Origin of the sequence: Cyanobium sp. Lug-B (assembly GCF_024345635.1) — a bacterium.
Taxonomy (GTDB): Bacteria; Cyanobacteriota; Cyanobacteriia; order PCC-6307; family Cyanobiaceae; genus Cyanobium; species Cyanobium minutissimum.
On record NZ_JAGQBM010000021.1, the window covers coordinates 11,467 to 26,330 of the forward strand.

At 69.8% G+C, this 14,864-nt stretch carries 10 protein-coding genes; 7 read left to right on the top strand and 3 right to left on the bottom strand.

What is annotated here, in order from left to right:
* Positions 1 to 53 precede the first annotated feature (53 nt).
* Together KBY81_RS07190 and KBY81_RS07195 are read left to right on the top strand one after the other, a co-directional pair.
* Positions 54 to 2,486 (top strand): phosphoketolase, encoded by a 2,433-nt coding sequence (locus KBY81_RS07190; RefSeq protein ID WP_181279975.1) that lies wholly within the window; start codon positions 54 to 56, stop codon positions 2,484 to 2,486.
* Complete coding sequence (locus KBY81_RS07195; RefSeq protein WP_254976079.1) at positions 2,483 to 3,574, top strand: acetate/propionate family kinase; 1,092 nt, start codon at positions 2,483 to 2,485, stop codon at positions 3,572 to 3,574. Before KBY81_RS07190 ends, KBY81_RS07195 begins: the two co-directional genes overlap by 4 nt.
* Positions 3,575 to 3,578: 4 nt before the next feature.
* Here KBY81_RS07195 and KBY81_RS07200 read toward each other — a convergent pair whose 3' ends face one another.
* The gene (locus KBY81_RS07200) at positions 3,579 to 4,322 is read right to left on the bottom strand and encodes a succinate dehydrogenase/fumarate reductase iron-sulfur subunit (protein WP_106219710.1); all 744 of its coding nucleotides are present in this window, start codon (positions 4,320 to 4,322) and stop codon (positions 3,579 to 3,581) included.
* A gap of 290 nt (positions 4,323 to 4,612) precedes the next feature.
* On the opposite strand from KBY81_RS07200, the gene KBY81_RS07205 reads away from it, so the two are divergent.
* Complete coding sequence (locus KBY81_RS07205) at positions 4,613 to 6,346, top strand: bifunctional diguanylate cyclase/phosphodiesterase (protein ID WP_106219711.1); 1,734 nt, start codon at positions 4,613 to 4,615, stop codon at positions 6,344 to 6,346.
* On the opposite strand, the gene KBY81_RS07210 is transcribed toward KBY81_RS07205, so the two are convergent.
* Both KBY81_RS07210 and KBY81_RS07215 read right to left on the bottom strand, forming a co-directional pair.
* Positions 6,303 to 8,225 (bottom strand): fumarate reductase/succinate dehydrogenase flavoprotein subunit, encoded by a 1,923-nt coding sequence (locus KBY81_RS07210; RefSeq protein WP_254976080.1) that lies wholly within the window; start codon positions 8,223 to 8,225, stop codon positions 6,303 to 6,305. The two genes, KBY81_RS07205 and KBY81_RS07210, sit on opposite strands and share 44 nt — an antisense overlap.
* Positions 8,222 to 8,869 carry a succinate dehydrogenase gene (locus KBY81_RS07215; protein ID WP_254976081.1) on the bottom strand — a complete coding sequence of 216 codons (648 nt, stop codon included), beginning with the start codon at positions 8,867 to 8,869 and terminating at the stop codon, positions 8,222 to 8,224. The genes KBY81_RS07210 and KBY81_RS07215 overlap by 4 nt, the downstream gene beginning before the upstream one ends.
* Before the next feature lie 102 nt (positions 8,870 to 8,971).
* On the opposite strand from KBY81_RS07215, the gene KBY81_RS07220 reads away from it, so the two are divergent.
* The 4 genes from KBY81_RS07220 to ppk1 all read left to right on the top strand — a co-directional run bounded on the left by KBY81_RS07220 (position 8,972) and on the right by ppk1 (position 14,821).
* Positions 8,972 to 9,964, top strand: coding sequence for a glycosyltransferase family 2 protein (locus KBY81_RS07220; protein WP_254972026.1), 993 nt, complete (start codon positions 8,972 to 8,974; stop codon positions 9,962 to 9,964).
* A gap of 66 nt (positions 9,965 to 10,030) precedes the next feature.
* Positions 10,031 to 11,335, top strand: coding sequence for a glycosyltransferase family 4 protein (locus KBY81_RS07225; RefSeq protein ID WP_254976082.1), 1,305 nt, complete (start codon positions 10,031 to 10,033; stop codon positions 11,333 to 11,335).
* Between the two features lie 41 nt (positions 11,336 to 11,376).
* Positions 11,377 to 12,624, top strand: coding sequence for an MFS transporter (locus tag KBY81_RS07230; protein WP_106219716.1), 1,248 nt, complete (start codon positions 11,377 to 11,379; stop codon positions 12,622 to 12,624).
* Between the two features lie 55 nt (positions 12,625 to 12,679).
* A complete protein-coding gene (gene ppk1, locus KBY81_RS07235) occupies positions 12,680 to 14,821 on the top strand; it encodes a polyphosphate kinase 1 (RefSeq protein ID WP_254976083.1) in 2,142 nt (713 codons plus the stop codon).
* The last annotated feature ends 43 nt before the right edge of the window (positions 14,822 to 14,864 follow it).

The window sequence follows — 14,864 nt, forward strand, 5'->3', positions numbered from 1 at the left end:
TTTTTACGAAGGCAGGCGAAAGTTGAGGTCACAGCCCCCTGCATGCGACGGCCATGACCATCTCGACGATGGCCCCCTTCGAGGCCCAGGCCATGACGCCGGAACTGGAGCAGGAGCTGTCCCTGATCGATGCCTGGTGGCGCGCCGCCAACTATCTGGCCGTCGGGATGATCTATCTGCGCGACAACCCGTTACTGGCCCAGCCGCTGCGCCATGAGCACGTCAAGGCCCGGTTGCTGGGCCACTGGGGCTCCTCCCCCGGCCAGGCCTTCCTCTGGGCCCATGCCAACCGGGTGATCCGCCGCCACGACCTCGACATGATCTACCTGTCGGGGCCCGGTCACGGCGCCCCCGGCGTGCTGGGCCCCACCTACCTCGACGGCAGCTACAGCGAGGTGTATCCGGACAAGAGCCAGGACACCGAAGGGATGCGCCGCTTCTTCAAGCAGTTCTCCTTCCCCGGCCACATCGGCAGCCACTGCACCCCGGAAACCCCCGGTTCGATCCACGAGGGCGGCGAACTCGGCTACGTGCTCTCGCACGCCTGCGGAGCGGTGTTCGACAACCCCGACCTGATCGCCCTGGCCTGCGTGGGTGATGGCGAAGCGGAGACCGGCCCCCTGGCCACCTCCTGGCACATCAACAAATTCCTCAATCCCATCGACGATGGTGCGGTGCTGCCGGTGCTGCACCTCAACGGCTATAAGATCGCCAACCCGACCCTGCTGGCCCGGATTCCGCGCGAGGAGCTGGCCAGCCTGATGCGCGGCTACGGCTGGGAGCCGATCTTCGTCGAAGGCCACGAACCGATGGCGATGCACCAGGCCATGGCGGCCGCCATGGACCGGGCGATCGGGCGCATCCTCGAGATCCGCGCCGAGGCCCGCAGCAGCGGCGAGGCCGTCCGCCCGGCCTGGCCGATGATCGTGCTGCGCTCGCCCAAGGGCTGGACCGGGCCGGCCTCCCTGCACGGCAAGAAACTGGAGGGGTTCTGGCGCTCCCACCAGGTGCCCCTGGCCTGCCCGAACACCGATCCGGAGGAGCTGCAGCTGCTCGAGCAGTGGCTGAAGAGCTACCGGCCCTGGGAGCTGTTCGACGGGAACGGCACCCTGCGGCCGGAGCTGCAGGCGCTGTCACCCCAGGGGCACCGGCGCATGGGCTCCAACCCCCACGCCAACGGCGGCCTGCTGCGCCGCAAGCTGCAGTTCCCCCCCCTGGAGGACTACGCCGTGGAGGTGGCGGCCCCCGGCACCACCCAGGTGGAGAACACCCATCCCCTCGGCGAGCTGCTGCGCGACATCATCGGCTCCAATCCCGATTCGATGCGGGTGTTCGGCCCTGACGAAACGGCCTCCAACCGGCTGCAGGCCATCTACGAAGTGAGCAAGAAGGTCTGGATGGAGGAATTCCTGCCGGAGGACCTCAACGGCAGTGAACTGGCCCGCAGCGGGCGGGTGGTGGAGATGCTCAGCGAGCACACCCTGGTGGGGATGATGGAGGGGTACCTGCTCACCGGGCGCTACGGCTTCTTCCACACCTACGAGGCCTTCGCCCATGTGATCGCCTCGATGTTCAACCAGCACGCCAAGTGGCTGGAGTCCTGCCTCCTGCATGCCCCCTGGCGGGCCCCGATCGGCCCCTGGAACTGCCTGATCTCCTCCACGGTGTGGCGCCAGGACCACAACGGCTTCACCCACCAGGATCCCGGCTTCATCGACCTGGCCGGCAACAAGAGCGGCGACGTGGTGCGGGTGTACCTCCCGGCCGACGCCAACTGCCTGCTGGCGGTGGCGGAGGAGGCCCTGCAGGAGACGAACGTCTGCAACATCATCGTCTCCGACAAGCAGAAGCACCTGCAGTACTTCACCCTGGAACAGGCCCGGCGCCATGTGGCCAAGGGGGTGAGCATCGTCGGCTGGGCCAGCAACGACGACTGCGGCGCCGAGCTGGATGAACCGGACGTGGTCATGGCCTGCGCCGGCGACATCCCCACCAAGGAGACGCTGGCGGCGGTGGAGATCCTGCGCAGGGAGATCCCGAAGCTGCGCATCCGGGTGATCAACGTGGTCAAGCTGTTTGCCCTCACCGAGCCGAACGAGCATCCCCATGGTCTGAGCGACCGGGACTTCGACACCCTGTTCACCACCGACCGTCCGGTGATCTTCAACTTCCACGGCTACCCCTGGCTGATCCACCGGCTCACCTATCGCCGCACCAACCACGCCAACATCCACGTGCGCGGATACAAGGAGAAGGGCAACATCAACACGCCCCTTGAACTGGCGATGAACAACCAGATCGATCGTTTCAACCTGGTCATCGACGTGGTCAACCGGGTGCCCTTCCTGCGCTCCCGCGCCGCCCACGTGAAGGAACGGATGCAGGACGCGATCCTCTCCCACCGGGCCTACGCCCACACCCACGGCACCGATGCCCCGGAGGTGACCGACTGGCGCTGGGCGCCACCGGCTGCCGCGCAGGGATGACGGAGCCGGCGACGGCGGCGGTGGCTGACGCCGCGACCGGCGTGGTGCTGGTGCTCAACGCCGGCAGCTCCAGCCTCAAGGTCTCCGTGCACAGCCGCTCCGGGGACAGCCTCTGGCGGGACCAGCGCAGCTGGAGCGTCGGCGCCGCGGAAGGGGCGGCCCCTGAGGAGCGCCTGGAGGCCGTGCTGGACGCCTGGCTGCCCGGCGCCCTGGCCGGCCGCGTCGCCGGGCTGACCGTCGCCGGCCACCGGGTCGTCCACGGCGGTGAGCGGTTCACGGCCCCGGTCAAGCTCGACGCCGCGGTGCTCGCGGTCCTGGAGGAGCTGGTGCCGCTGGCGCCGCTGCACAACGGTCCGGCCCTGCGGGTGATGCACTGGCTGAGCCGCTGGCAGCCCGGGCTCACCCAGTGGGCCTGCTTCGACACGGCCTTCCACGGCACCCTGCCGGCGGCCGCCCGCACCTACGCGATTCCGGCCCGCTGGCGCGCCGAGGGCCTGCGGCGCTTCGGCTTCCACGGCCTCAACCACCAGCATGTGGCCGAAACCGTGGCCCGCCGGGGTGAAGACCTGCTGCTGATCAGCTGCCACCTCGGGGCCGGCTGTTCCCTCTGCGCCATCCGGGGGGGCCGCAGCATCGCCACCACCATGGGTTACACGCCCCTGGAGGGACTGGTGATGGCCACCCGCAGCGGCTCCATCGATCCCGGCCTGCTGCTGCACCAGCTGCGCCGGGGCGTCACGGCCGAGGAACTCGACCATGCGCTGCAGCAGGAGAGCGGGCTGCTGGGTCTGTCGGGGCTCAGCGCCAGCATGAAGGACCTGCGCCGGGCCGCCGCCGAAGGCCACGCCGGTGCCGAGCTGGCGATCGCGGTGTTCCGCCACCAGCTGCTGCAGGGCATCGGGGCCATGGCCGCCAGCCTCGGCGGGGTCGATGTGATCGCCCTCACCGGCGGCATCGGCGAGCACGATGGGGCCCTGAAGCGGGAGCTGGAGGAAGCGCTGGGCTGGCTGGGGCCGTTCGAGCTGCTGCGGATCCCGGCCGATGAGGAGGGAGTGATCGCCCGGCACTGCGGCGCGGCCGGGGTGTGAGCGCTCAGGGGCGCCGCCAGGCTTCGCGGTGCATCCAGCTGATCCAGTCGGCGGAGATCTGCTTGGGGCAGGCGGCTTCGCATTCCAGGTGGCTGCTGCAGCTGCCGAAGCCCTCAATGACCATCCGGTCCTGCATGGCGCGGGCACGGTCCCTGCGCTCCGGCTGGCCCTGGGGCAGCTGGCCCAGGTGCGCCAGCTTGGCCGCCACGAAGAGGCTGGCGGAGGCGTTGCGGCAGCTGGCCACGCAGGCGCCGCAGCCGATGCAGGTGGCGGCGTCGAAGGCCTGGGACGCCTGTTCCCGGCCGATCAGCAGGGCATTGGCCTCCGGCGCGCTGCCGGTGTTGATCGAGCAGTAGCCGCCGCTGGCGATGATCCGGTCGAAGGCGGAACGGTCCACCGCCAGGTCCTGCAGCACGGGAAAGGCCCGGGCGCGGAACGGCTCCAGCGTCAGCACGGCGCCGTCGCGGAACTGGCGCAGGTAGAGCTGGCAGACGCTCGTCGCCCGCTGGGGCCCCTGGGCCTGGCCGTTGACGAGAAAGCCGCAGGACCCGCAGATGCCCTCGCGACAGTCGTGCTCGAAGCCCACCGGTCGTGCGCCGGCGGCGATCAGCCGTTCGTTGAGCAGGTCGAGGGCTTCCAGCAGGGAGAGGTCGGTGGACACCGCCTCGAGCGCATGGACCTCGAAGCCACCGGGCTGGTCGGGACCGGCCTGGCGCCAGATCCTCAGGGTGAGGGAAACGGTCGGCATGGGAACGGCGGTGTCATGGTGCTGCCGTCGGCGAGCCCCGGACGGTACCGGGGGTCGACCCTGATTCTGCTGCTCGGGCGGCGGGGATGTTGTCGTTCCGCTTCATCCGTGCGGCCAGGGCCCCGGTGGCGGGGCGAAAGATGCAAGACTCAGTCAATTTTCAGAAATAGGGGTACGGCCCCCACCCCCCATCGGGTCCCTGCTGCCCCCTGAGCGTCCCGTGTGAACGACCCGAGAACGACCGCCCCGTGAACGACCACCGAAAACTTGTCGTGGAACTTCGCCGGTCGATGGGCCGTCTTGAGGCGGCCCTCGGCACGATCAGCGATGCCCTGGTGATCACCAGTTGCGAGGGGCGGGTGCTGTGGTGCAACGCCAGCTACGCCCGGCTGGTGGACCGCACCCCCCCGGCGGTCCTGGGCGAGTCGATCTACGACCAGCTGCCCCGCGACTGCGACAGCGCCCCCCTGCTCAACCCGGAGCTGGTGCTTGCCGGTGGTGACCTCGGGGGCCACTTCACCCGGGTGCTGGACCGCAGCAAGCTGCGGGCCATCGAGATCGAGTGGAAGCCGATCCGCAGCGAGCGGCTGCGGCCGCTGATCTTCTGCTTCCGGGACGTCAGCGCCCTGCTCTCCTACGAGCAGCTGCGGGTCGAGGTGGAGCGGATCGAGCGGCGGCGCCAGCAGACCGAGAACCTGAACCGGGCCCTGGAACTGGAACGCCTCGCCCTGGCCACCAAGGTGATGGAGTGTCCGGTCACCGGCCTTCCCAACCGCCGCGGGCTCCACGTCAGCATCCGCGCCGCCCTCAAGACCCAGCGCCAGAGTGGCGGCCGGATCAGCATCCTCTTCTGCGATCTCAACAATTTCAAGGAGATCAACGACCTGCACGGCCATCAGATCGGCGATGACCTGCTGATCGAGATCGGCCGCCGGCTGCAGCGCTCGCTGCGCTTCGGCGACATTCTCTCCCGCCTCGGTGGTGATGAGTTCGTTGTCCTGACGATGGGCATCTTCAATGAGGCCGATGCCCTGCAGCTGGCGATGCGCCTCAACGACGCCGTCGGCCAGGCGTGGTCGGTGGAAGATCACACGATCCGCCCGTCGATGAGCATCGGCATCACCATCTCGGATGATCCGGACATCTCCGTCGATGAGTTGATCCGGCGGGCGGATCTCGCCATGTACGAAGCCAAGAGCAACGACCAGCACATCGCTTTCTACCATTCCTCCATCGACAAGAAAGTCAGGAAGAACATCCATCTGCGCCATCAACTGGAAGGCGCGATCCAGCACGAGGCCATGTTTCTCGCCTATCAGCCGATCGTCGGGCTGGAGGATCGGACGGTGGTGGGGATGGAGGCGCTGCTGCGCCTCGGGGACATCACGGCTCCGATCGCCACCCCCTCGGAATTCATCCCGCTTGCCGAGCGCACGGCCCTGATCCTCCCCATCGGCCGCTGGGTGATCAGCGAAGCCCTCCGGCACCTCGCCGATCTCCGCGCCAGGGGTTCGGAGATCACCATGGCGATCAATGTGAGTCCCCTGCAGCTGAAGGAAAGCGGCCTCAGCGATTACTTCCTCACCCAGGCGGAGCGGGTGGGAGTGGATCCCAGCTGGACCGTGATCGAGGTGACCGAAAGCATCCTGATCGAACACCCCGAACTGGCCACCTGCGAGCTGAGCCGCCTGCGGGAGGCCGGCGTCAAGGTGCATCTCGATGACTTCGGCACGGGATACTCGAGCATGTCGTGGCTGGCGCGGCTGCCGATCGACTCGATCAAGGTCGACCGCAGTTTCATCGCCGACTTTCTCAACGACCACCGCAAGGCCGTGGTGCTCGATGCCATGATCCGTCTCTCCCACGACCTGGGGCTGGGCCTGATCGCCGAGGGCATCGAAACCGCCGAGCAGCACGAGGGGCTGCTTGCCATGGGATGCGACCAGGGCCAGGGGTTCTTCTTCGGCCGGCCCGAGCCGCTCAGCCGTAGCTTCGCGGTCCCGGCACAACGGATCGGTAGGTGAGGGGCTCGCAGTGGCGCAGGGGCGGCTGCCCGGGCCGGTGCTCCCAGGCCGCGATGTGGGCGAAGCGCTCGTCGTCCCGCCGGGCTTCCCCGTCCGGGGTCTGATGGTCCTCGCGGAAGTGGGCGCCGCAGGATTCCTGCCGCGCCAGGGCATCCCGCAGCATCAGATCCGCCAGCCCGAAGAAGTCCTCCAGCCGCAGGGCCTTCTCCAGCTCGCCGTCGAGGACACCGTCCTGCTCCGGGAGGCGCAGATCCCCGAGGAAGTCCTGGCGCAGGGCCTCCAGCTCAGCCAGCGCCGCCGTGAGGCGATCGGCCCGGCGGCTGATGCCGCAGGCGTCGATCATCAGGTGGCCCAGCCGGCGGTGGAAGACATCCACGGGCTGGGTTCCCCCGGTGCTTCGCAGGGCGCCGATACGCGCCTCCACGGCCGCCACCGCCTCGCGGCAGGCCGGGTGGTCGTCCGCCAGGGCGCCGGCCCCGGCGCCGGCCAGCCAACCCGTCACCGTCGCCGGGGCAATGAAGTACCCGTCAGCCAGGGCCTGCATCAGGGCACTGGCCCCGAGCCGGTTGGCGCCGTGTTCGGAGAAGTTGGCTTCGCCGAGCACGAACAGGCCGCCCACCGTGCTCATCAGGTGGTAATCGACCCACAGACCCCCCATCGTGTAGTGGGGGGCGGGATAGATCCGCATCGGCGTGACCCTGGGGTCCTCGCCGGTGATCCGCTCGTACATCTCCAGCAGATTCCCGTAGCGGGCGTCGATCGCCTCGGTGCCGTCCCGGTCGATGGCCCCGGCCAGATCGAGGTAGACCGACCGGCCGCCGGGCCCGACGCCCCGGCCCTCCAGGCAGAGCTCGCGGGCGCGGCGTGAGGCCAGATCCCGCGGCACCAGATTGCCGTAGCTGGGGTACTGGCGCTCAAGGAAGTAATCCCGCTCCGCCTCCGGAATCGCCGCCGGCGGCCGGTCGTCGCCGGGGCGCAGCGGCAGCCAGATCCGGCCGTCGTTGCGCAGGCTCTCGCTCATCAGGGTGAGCTTGCTCTGGTGAACGTCGCCGCTGGGGATGCAGGTGGGGTGGATCTGGGTGAAGCAGGGGTTGGCGAACCAAGCGCCGCGCCGGTGGGCCTGCCAGATCGCCGTGGCGTTCGACTTCAGGGCATTGGTGGAGAGGTAGTAGACGTTCGAATAGCCACCGGTGGCCAGCAGCACCGCATCGGCACCGAGCACCTCGAGGGCGCCGGTGCGCTGGTGGCGGCAGACCACCCCCCTGGCCCTGCCGTCATGGACGATCAGGTCGAGCATGTCGCGGCGGCAGAGCAGCTCCACCCGCCCGGCGGCCACCTGGCGCAGCATCGCCTGGTAGGCGCCGTAGAGCAGCTGCTGGCCCGTCTGGCCGCGGGCATAGAAGGTGCGGCTCACCAGGGCGCCGCCGAAGCTGCGGTTGGCGAGGGTGCCGCCGTACTCCCGGGCGAAGGGCACCCCCTGGGCCACACACTGGTCGATGATCGCGCCGCTGATCTCGGCCAGCCGGTGGCAGCCGGCTTCCCGGGCGCGGAAATCGCCGCCCTTCACCGTGTCGCGGAACAGGCGCTCGACGCTGTCGCCGTCGTTGGCGTAGTTGCGGGCGGCGTTGATGCCCCCCTGGGCCGCCACCGAGTGGGCCCGGCGGGGGCTGTCGTGGTAGGTGAGCACCTGCACCCGATAGCCCTGCTCAGCCAGGCTCGCGGCCGCCGAAGCCCCCGCCAGGCCACTGCCCACCACCAGGATCCGCAGCCGCTGCTTGCGGTTGGGGCTGATCAGCGGCAGGCTCTCGCGGCACCGCTGCCAGGCGGTGGCGACGGGGCCGTCGGGCAGGCGCGGATCCAGCCGCATTGGCGTGCTCATCTGCCGGCCAGCAGCGGGGCCGCGGGCCGCAGCACCAGGGCGATGGGGACCAGGGTGAACCCCGCCCCGAGCAGCAGGGCCAGGCCCCGGCCCCCCAGCCGCAGGGCGGCCGCATGGGCGGGCTCCAGCAGCCCCAGTCGGCGCACGGCGCTCTCGGTGCCGTGGACCAAGTGCAGACCCGCCGCGATTCCGGCGGCCCCATACAGGGCCAGGCACCAGGGCGTTCGCAGCACCTCCATCAGGGCGGCCAGCTCAGCCCCCGCCGCGGGCCGCGGCCAGCGCAGCTGGGTGAGATGCAGGAGGAGAAACAGCAGCAGCAGCGAACCGCTCCAGGGAATCGCCCGGCCCGCCCAGGCCGCAACGGGCTCCCAGCCCCCCTGGCGGCGGCTGCGCAGGGGGCCGGCCACCGGCCCGCGGGCCCGGCGATTGACGTGGGCCCGGTGCAGCGAGAGCAGGGGGTGGGCCAGGCCGGCCGCCAGCAGCGCCACCTCCAGCCAGGGGAGCCAGCCCTGCTGGTGCAGGGAGGCGGCATAGGTTTCAAACGACGACGGATCCAGCACGGCCAGGAGCACGCCGCCGAGATGGACGGCGAGGAACAGGACAAGCACCAGGCCGGTGACGGCGATCCAGAATCCGGTGATCATTCAGCTGGCGGTCAGCGCCCCTGGAGGCAAGGTGGCAGAAGGCAGCGGCGGGATCGGCTGGGACGGGGGACCCGGCCGCCACTCACCGGGTGGGGCGCCCCCATGAAGCGATCCGACCAGTCGCCTCTCGTCAGCGTCATCGTACCCAACTTCAACCACCGGGCCTTCCTCGGCGAGCGGCTGCGATCGATCCTCGACCAGACGTTTCAGGACTTCGAGCTGATCGTTCTCGATGATGCCTCCAGCGACGATTCTCTCGCGGTGATCCGGGAGCGGCTGCGGGCCCATCCCCACCGGCTGGTCTGCAATGCGGTCAACTCAGGTCAGCCCTGCGCGCAGTGGCTGGGCGGCATGGCCATGGCCACGGGCCGCTACATCTGGATCGCCGAATCGGATGACACCTGCTCGCCGCTGTTCCTGGAACGGATGGTGCGCCACCTCGAGGACGGCAGCGTGCTGGCCTACTGCCGCACCACCACGATTGATGCCGCAGGCGATCCGATCGCCGACCAGAGCTTCTGGCCGGATCACTTCGACCCCGAGCGCTGGCAGCGTTCCTTCACGCTGGAGGGGGCCCGGCTGTGTCGCGCCTACATGGACCGGGGCAACGTCATCGCCAATGCCAGTGGTGTGGTGTTCCGCAGGCCCGATCCCGCGACCCTCCAGGCCCTGGGTCCGCTGACCGCCGGCCGGCGCTGCACCGGCGACTGGCTGTTCTGGAGCCACTACCTGATGCGGATGGGTGGCACCGTGGCCTTCGACGCCGACGCCCTCTCCGGCTTCCGCTGCCACGACCAGACCACCCGCAGCACCGTCAGCCGCAGCCGGGAAAGGCTCCGCTTCGCGGAATACTCCTCCGCCATCGCCTCGGTGCTGCGGATCACCCGGCCGAAGCCGGCCTGGCACTGGCATGCCGTCGCCACCAGCGGCGGCTGGGACTGGATTCTCTACGAATACCTCTGGCGCTACCGGCCATCGCTGGCCGAGAAGCTGCTGATCCGCATCCTGCACGGCCCCCTGCGCCTGGGGCTGTACGCGCGGCTGCTGCAATCCCCGCAACTGCGCCGCCGCTACCTGGGCTGGCCCACCGGCTGAAACGCCGGGGCCAGGGCCGACCCGGTGGCCGCGACTATCGTTGGCCCCGGCAGCCCAGGGTGGTCATTGCGCGTCGCCTTTGCCCACTACAGCCAGGCGGATGACATCAGCGGCGTCACCACCTGGGTGCTGGGACTGGCCCGACGACTGGCGGCCGATGGCATCAGCGTCGCCATCCATTTCGTGATGACACCCGGCGAGGGGGGCCGCGAAGGACCCGGTGCGGGGGAGGGCGAACCGCCGCTGTTCGAGACACTCCGGCGTGAGGGGATCGCGGTCTTCGCCACGCCCAGGCGGGCCAGCCTGGCGGCGGACGCCCGGGACACCCTGGCCTTCCTCAACCACTGGCGGCCCACGGTGTTCCTGCCCCAGTGCAAGCCGGCCCACTACGCGGCGGCGGCCCAGGCCGGCCGGCGGGGGCTGCCCTGGGCCCTCACCCTGCATTCGGACGATCCCGACTACTGGGCGACCGTCGGGGGCTTCGGGGGCGCCCGCCAGGGAAGTGTCCTCGTCTGCGTCTCGCGCCACATCCACGAGGCCTGCACCGCCCGGGGCATCGATCGGCCGGCGCGGGTGATTCCCTACGGCGTCCAGGTGCCGGAGGCGGTGACGGAGTTCCGCCCCGATCCGTTCCGGGTGGTGTTCAGCGGCCGGATCTGGGAGCACCAGAAACGGGCCTCGCTGGTGATCCAGGCCCTGATCCGAGCCTGCCGTTCCCACGGCGCCCTCCGCGCCACCCTGATCGGCGACGGTTATGCCCGCCCGGACTGCGAGCGGCAGGTGGCCGAGGCCGGCCTCGCCGAGGCGATCGACTTCAGCGGATCGCTCCCCCCCGGTGAGGTGAAGGCCCGGCTCCTGGACGCCCAGGCCATCCTGCTGATGTCCGACTTCGAGGGGCTGCCCATCGCCCTGCTGGAGGCGATGGCGGCCGGGGTGGTGCCCGTGGTGCGGCGCATCCCCAGCGGCATCCCCGAGCTGGTCGAGGACGGGCGCACCGGCCTGCTGGTGTCGGAGGATCCCGACGAGGCCGCCCGGGCCCTGCGGCGGCTGGCCGACGATCCCGCCCTCTGGCGGCGCTGCTCGACGGCGGCCAGGGAGCTCGTCAGCACCCGCTACAACGCCGACGCCAGCTACCGGCTGTGGCGCCGGCTGCTGGAGGACCTCGACCAGCAGGGCAGGGCCGCCCCGTCCAGCCCCTACCCGGTCCCCTGCCGCCGGATCGAGGGCCTGCGGGGGATCCCGACCTCCTTCCATCGGGAGTACCGGGCCCCCCGATCCCGCTCCGCCGCCCTGCGGCAGGCCCTGCGCACGGCCGTGGCCAGAGCCAAGCATCGGATCCGACGGGTCCTGGGCCGTCGACGGGACGGGTGACCCCGCCATGGGAGGGTGCCAGGGATCCCCGGCTCCCGGCCGTGCGACTGTCGCGCCCCTCCACGCTCCTCTGCGCCTTCCTGACGCTGCTGAACGACCGGCTGGGGGAGAGCATCGTCTTCCCGCTGCTGCCGTTCCTGCTGGCGGACTTCACCACCGACGGCCGCACCCTCGGCCTGCTGGCGGGCAGCTACGCCATCGCCCAGTTCACCTTCACCCCCCTGATCGGGGCCCTCAGCGACCGCTACGGCCGCAAGCCGGTGATCACCGCCTGCGTCGCCGGCTCGGTGCTGGGCCTGGGGATGTTCGCCCTAACCGTGATCCTGCCCTGGGGCCGGGTCTGGCCCGAGGCGGCCGCCGCCGGCCTGCCCCTGGCCCTGCTGTTCGCCGCCCGCCTGATCGACGGGGTGAGCGGCGGCACCGCCGCCACCGCCGCGGCGGTGCTGGCCGACATCTCGACGCCGGAACGGCGGGCCCGGGCCTTCGGCCTGATCGGCGTGGCCTTCGGGCTGGGGTTCATCCTCGGGCCGGCCCTGGGCGGACTGCTGGGTCGCATCAACGTGAGCCTGCCGCTGCTGCTCGCCGTGGGCTTCGCCGCGCTGAACCTGGTGGTGGTGGTGACCCTGCTGCCGGAAACCCATCCGCCCCAGGCGCGGCTGCCCCTGCCCAGGGTCTGGGAGCTGCAGCCCTTCGGCCAGCTGCAGCGGGTGTTCGCCGATCCGCGGGTGCGCCGCCTCTGCGCCGCCTTCTTCCTGTTCTTCCTGGGCTTCAGCGGCTTCACCGCCCTGCTGGTGCTGTACTTCAAGCAGGCCTTCGGCTGGGGCCCGGGCCTCTCGGCCGGCGCCTTCCTGGTGGTCGGGGTGGTGGCCACGGTGGTGCAGGGGGGCCTGATCGGCCCGCTGGTGCAGCGGCTGGGGGAGTGGCGGCTCACCCAGATCGGCCTGGGCTGCGTCATGGCGGGCTTCCTGCTGGTGCCCCTGGCGGATCGGGGCAACGCCGTTCCCCTGGTGTTCACGGCGGTGGCGATCCTGGCCCTGGGCACCGGCCTGGTGACCCCCAGCCTGCGCAGCCTGGTGTCACGGCGTCTGGCCGACAGTGGCCAGGGCGCCGCCCTGGGCAGCCTGCAGGGACTGCAGAGCCTGGCCAGCTTCCTCGGTCCGCCCCTGGCGGGGCTGGCCTACGAGACCATCGGCCGCCGCAGTCCGTTCTGGCTGGGGATCGTCCTGATGGCCGTGGTGGTGTGGCTTGTGGCGGCGGGCACCCACCGTCAAGCAGAGGCGACACCCTGAGGGCGGGATCGCCATTGCTACGTTGCCGTCTCTCATGCCCGCGGAGCCCCGCCGTATGTCGTCGCAGCCGGTCGTCGCTCCCGATCTCTACATCAACCGCGAGCTGAGTTGGATCGACTTCAACCACCGGGTGCTGGCCCTGGCGCTGGATGAGCACACACCGCTGCTGGAGCAGGCCAAGTTCAGCGCCATCTTCAGCAACAACCTCGACGAGTTCTTCATGGTGCGGGTGGCATCCCTGAAGTCCCAGCTGGAAGCGGGGGTCACCAGCCGCAGCGACGACGGCCTGACGCCCCAGGAGCAGCTGGAGGCGATCCAGAAGAAGCTGCGGCCCCTGCTGGAGATGCAGCAGCAGCACTACCGCCACTCCCTCAAGACCCATCTGGCCGAGTACGGGGTCCAGCTGCTCGACTACCTGCGGCTCAACGAGGCCCAGAAGACCTGGGCCGACGACTACTTCCGCAAGGCGATCTTTCCGGTGCTCACCCCCCTGGCAGTGGACCCGGCCCACCCGTTCCCGTTCCTGAGCAACCTGAGCCTCAACGTGGCGGCCCTGATCCGCGACCCGGACACGGGCCGGCAGCAGTTCGCCCGGGTGAAGGTGCCCCAGAAGATCCTGCCGCGCTTCGTGCCGATCCCCACCGAGCTGAGCGGCGTCGTGCCCACCCCGGGCTACACGGCGGTTCCGCTCGAGCAGCTGGTGGCCTTCAACCTGCGCTGGCTGTTCCCGGGCATGACCATCGAGGGGCACTACTTCTTCCGGATCACCCGGGACGCCGACCTGGAGCTGCGGGATCTGGAGGCGGACGACCTGATGGAGGCCCTGCAGGAGGGCCTGCGCAAGCGCCGGGTGGGCGGCGAGGTGGTGCGGGTGGAGGTGGCCGACGAGATGCCCGAGGAGGTGGTGCACCTGCTGATGGAGGGCACCGACGTGGAGCCGGAGGACGTGTACCGCACCAACGGTCCCCTGGGCCTCGACGACCTGATGAGCCTGATGGCGATCCCCCTCAGCCAGCTGCGGGACGCCCCCCACAAGGGACGCACGGCGCCGGCCCTGGTGCGGGCCCAGCGCAGCCAGCTGGAGGACGGCTCGATCAAGCAGGAGGAGTTCGAGAGCATCTTCTCGGTGCTGCGGCGCGGTGATGTGCTGCTGCACCATCCCTTCGACCTGTTCTCCACCTCCGTGGAGGAATTCCTCAGCCAGGCCGCCGCCGATGCCTCGGTGCTGGCCATCAAGATGACCCTTTACCGCACGTCGAAGGATTCGCCGGTGGTGGCCTCCCTGATCCGCGCCGCCGAGAACGGCAAGCAGGTGATGGCGCTGGTGGAGCTCAAGGCCCGTTTCGACGAGGACAACAACATTCAGTGGGCCCGCCAGCTGGAGCGATCCGGGGTGCATGTGGTCTACGGGGTGCTGGGACTCAAGACCCACACGAAGGTGCTGCTGGTGGTGCGGCGGGAGAAGGGGGCGCTGCGGAGCTACGTGCACATCGGCACCGGCAACTACAACTCCAAGACCTCCTCGCTCTACACCGACATCGGATTGCTGACGGCCCGGGAGGACTTCGGCCAGGATCTGGTGGAACTGTTCAACTACCTGACCGGATTCTCGAAGCAGCAGAGTTTCCGCAAGTTGCTGGTGGCGCCCGTCACCCTGCGCAAGGGGATGGAGGGGTTGATCCGGCGGGAGATCGAGCACGCCAAGGCCGGTCGCGGCGGCCACATCAAGGCCAAGATGAATGCCCTGGTCGATCCGGCGATCATCGCCCTGCTCTACGAAGCCTCGGCCGCCGGGGTGCGAATCGAACTGATCATCCGCGGCATGTGCTGCCTCCGGCCGGGGGTGGAGGGGGTCAGCGAGGGCATCACGGTGGTGAGTGTCATCGGTCGCTTCCTGGAGCATTCGCGGCTGTTCTGGTTCTCCAACGGCGGCCAGCCGGAGATGTTCTTCGGCAGCGCCGACTGGATGCCCCGCAACCTGGATCGACGGGTGGAGGCGGTGGCGCCGATCGAGGACCCGCGGCTCCAGCAGCAGATCGAGGCCTTGCTTGAGCTTTACCTGACCGATACGGGCGCCTGGCACATGCACAGCGATGGACACTTTGCACAGCGTCAGCACTCCGGCGAGCCGAAACTGACCCAGAAGCTGCTGATGGAACGCTGGCGGGGTGGCCTTGTTTCGGAGGCCAAAGCGTAGCCATCACGACATACGCAACATCTTTCCGTCAAAATACATACAA

Coding starts and splice junctions, on each gene's coding strand:
- KBY81_RS07190 (WP_181279975.1), top strand. CDS start 54: ATGACCATCTCGACGATGGCCCCCTTCGAGGCCCAGGCCATGACGCCG.
- KBY81_RS07195 (WP_254976079.1), top strand. CDS start 2,483: ATGACGGAGCCGGCGACGGCGGCGGTGGCTGACGCCGCGACCGGCGTG.
- KBY81_RS07200 (WP_106219710.1), bottom strand. CDS start 4,322: ATGCCGACCGTTTCCCTCACCCTGAGGATCTGGCGCCAGGCCGGTCCC.
- KBY81_RS07205 (WP_106219711.1), top strand. CDS start 4,613: ATGGGCCGTCTTGAGGCGGCCCTCGGCACGATCAGCGATGCCCTGGTG.
- KBY81_RS07210 (WP_254976080.1), bottom strand. CDS start 8,225: ATGAGCACGCCAATGCGGCTGGATCCGCGCCTGCCCGACGGCCCCGTC.
- KBY81_RS07215 (WP_254976081.1), bottom strand. CDS start 8,869: ATGATCACCGGATTCTGGATCGCCGTCACCGGCCTGGTGCTTGTCCTG.
- KBY81_RS07220 (WP_254972026.1), top strand. CDS start 8,972: ATGAAGCGATCCGACCAGTCGCCTCTCGTCAGCGTCATCGTACCCAAC.
- ppk1 (WP_254976083.1), top strand. CDS start 12,680: ATGTCGTCGCAGCCGGTCGTCGCTCCCGATCTCTACATCAACCGCGAG.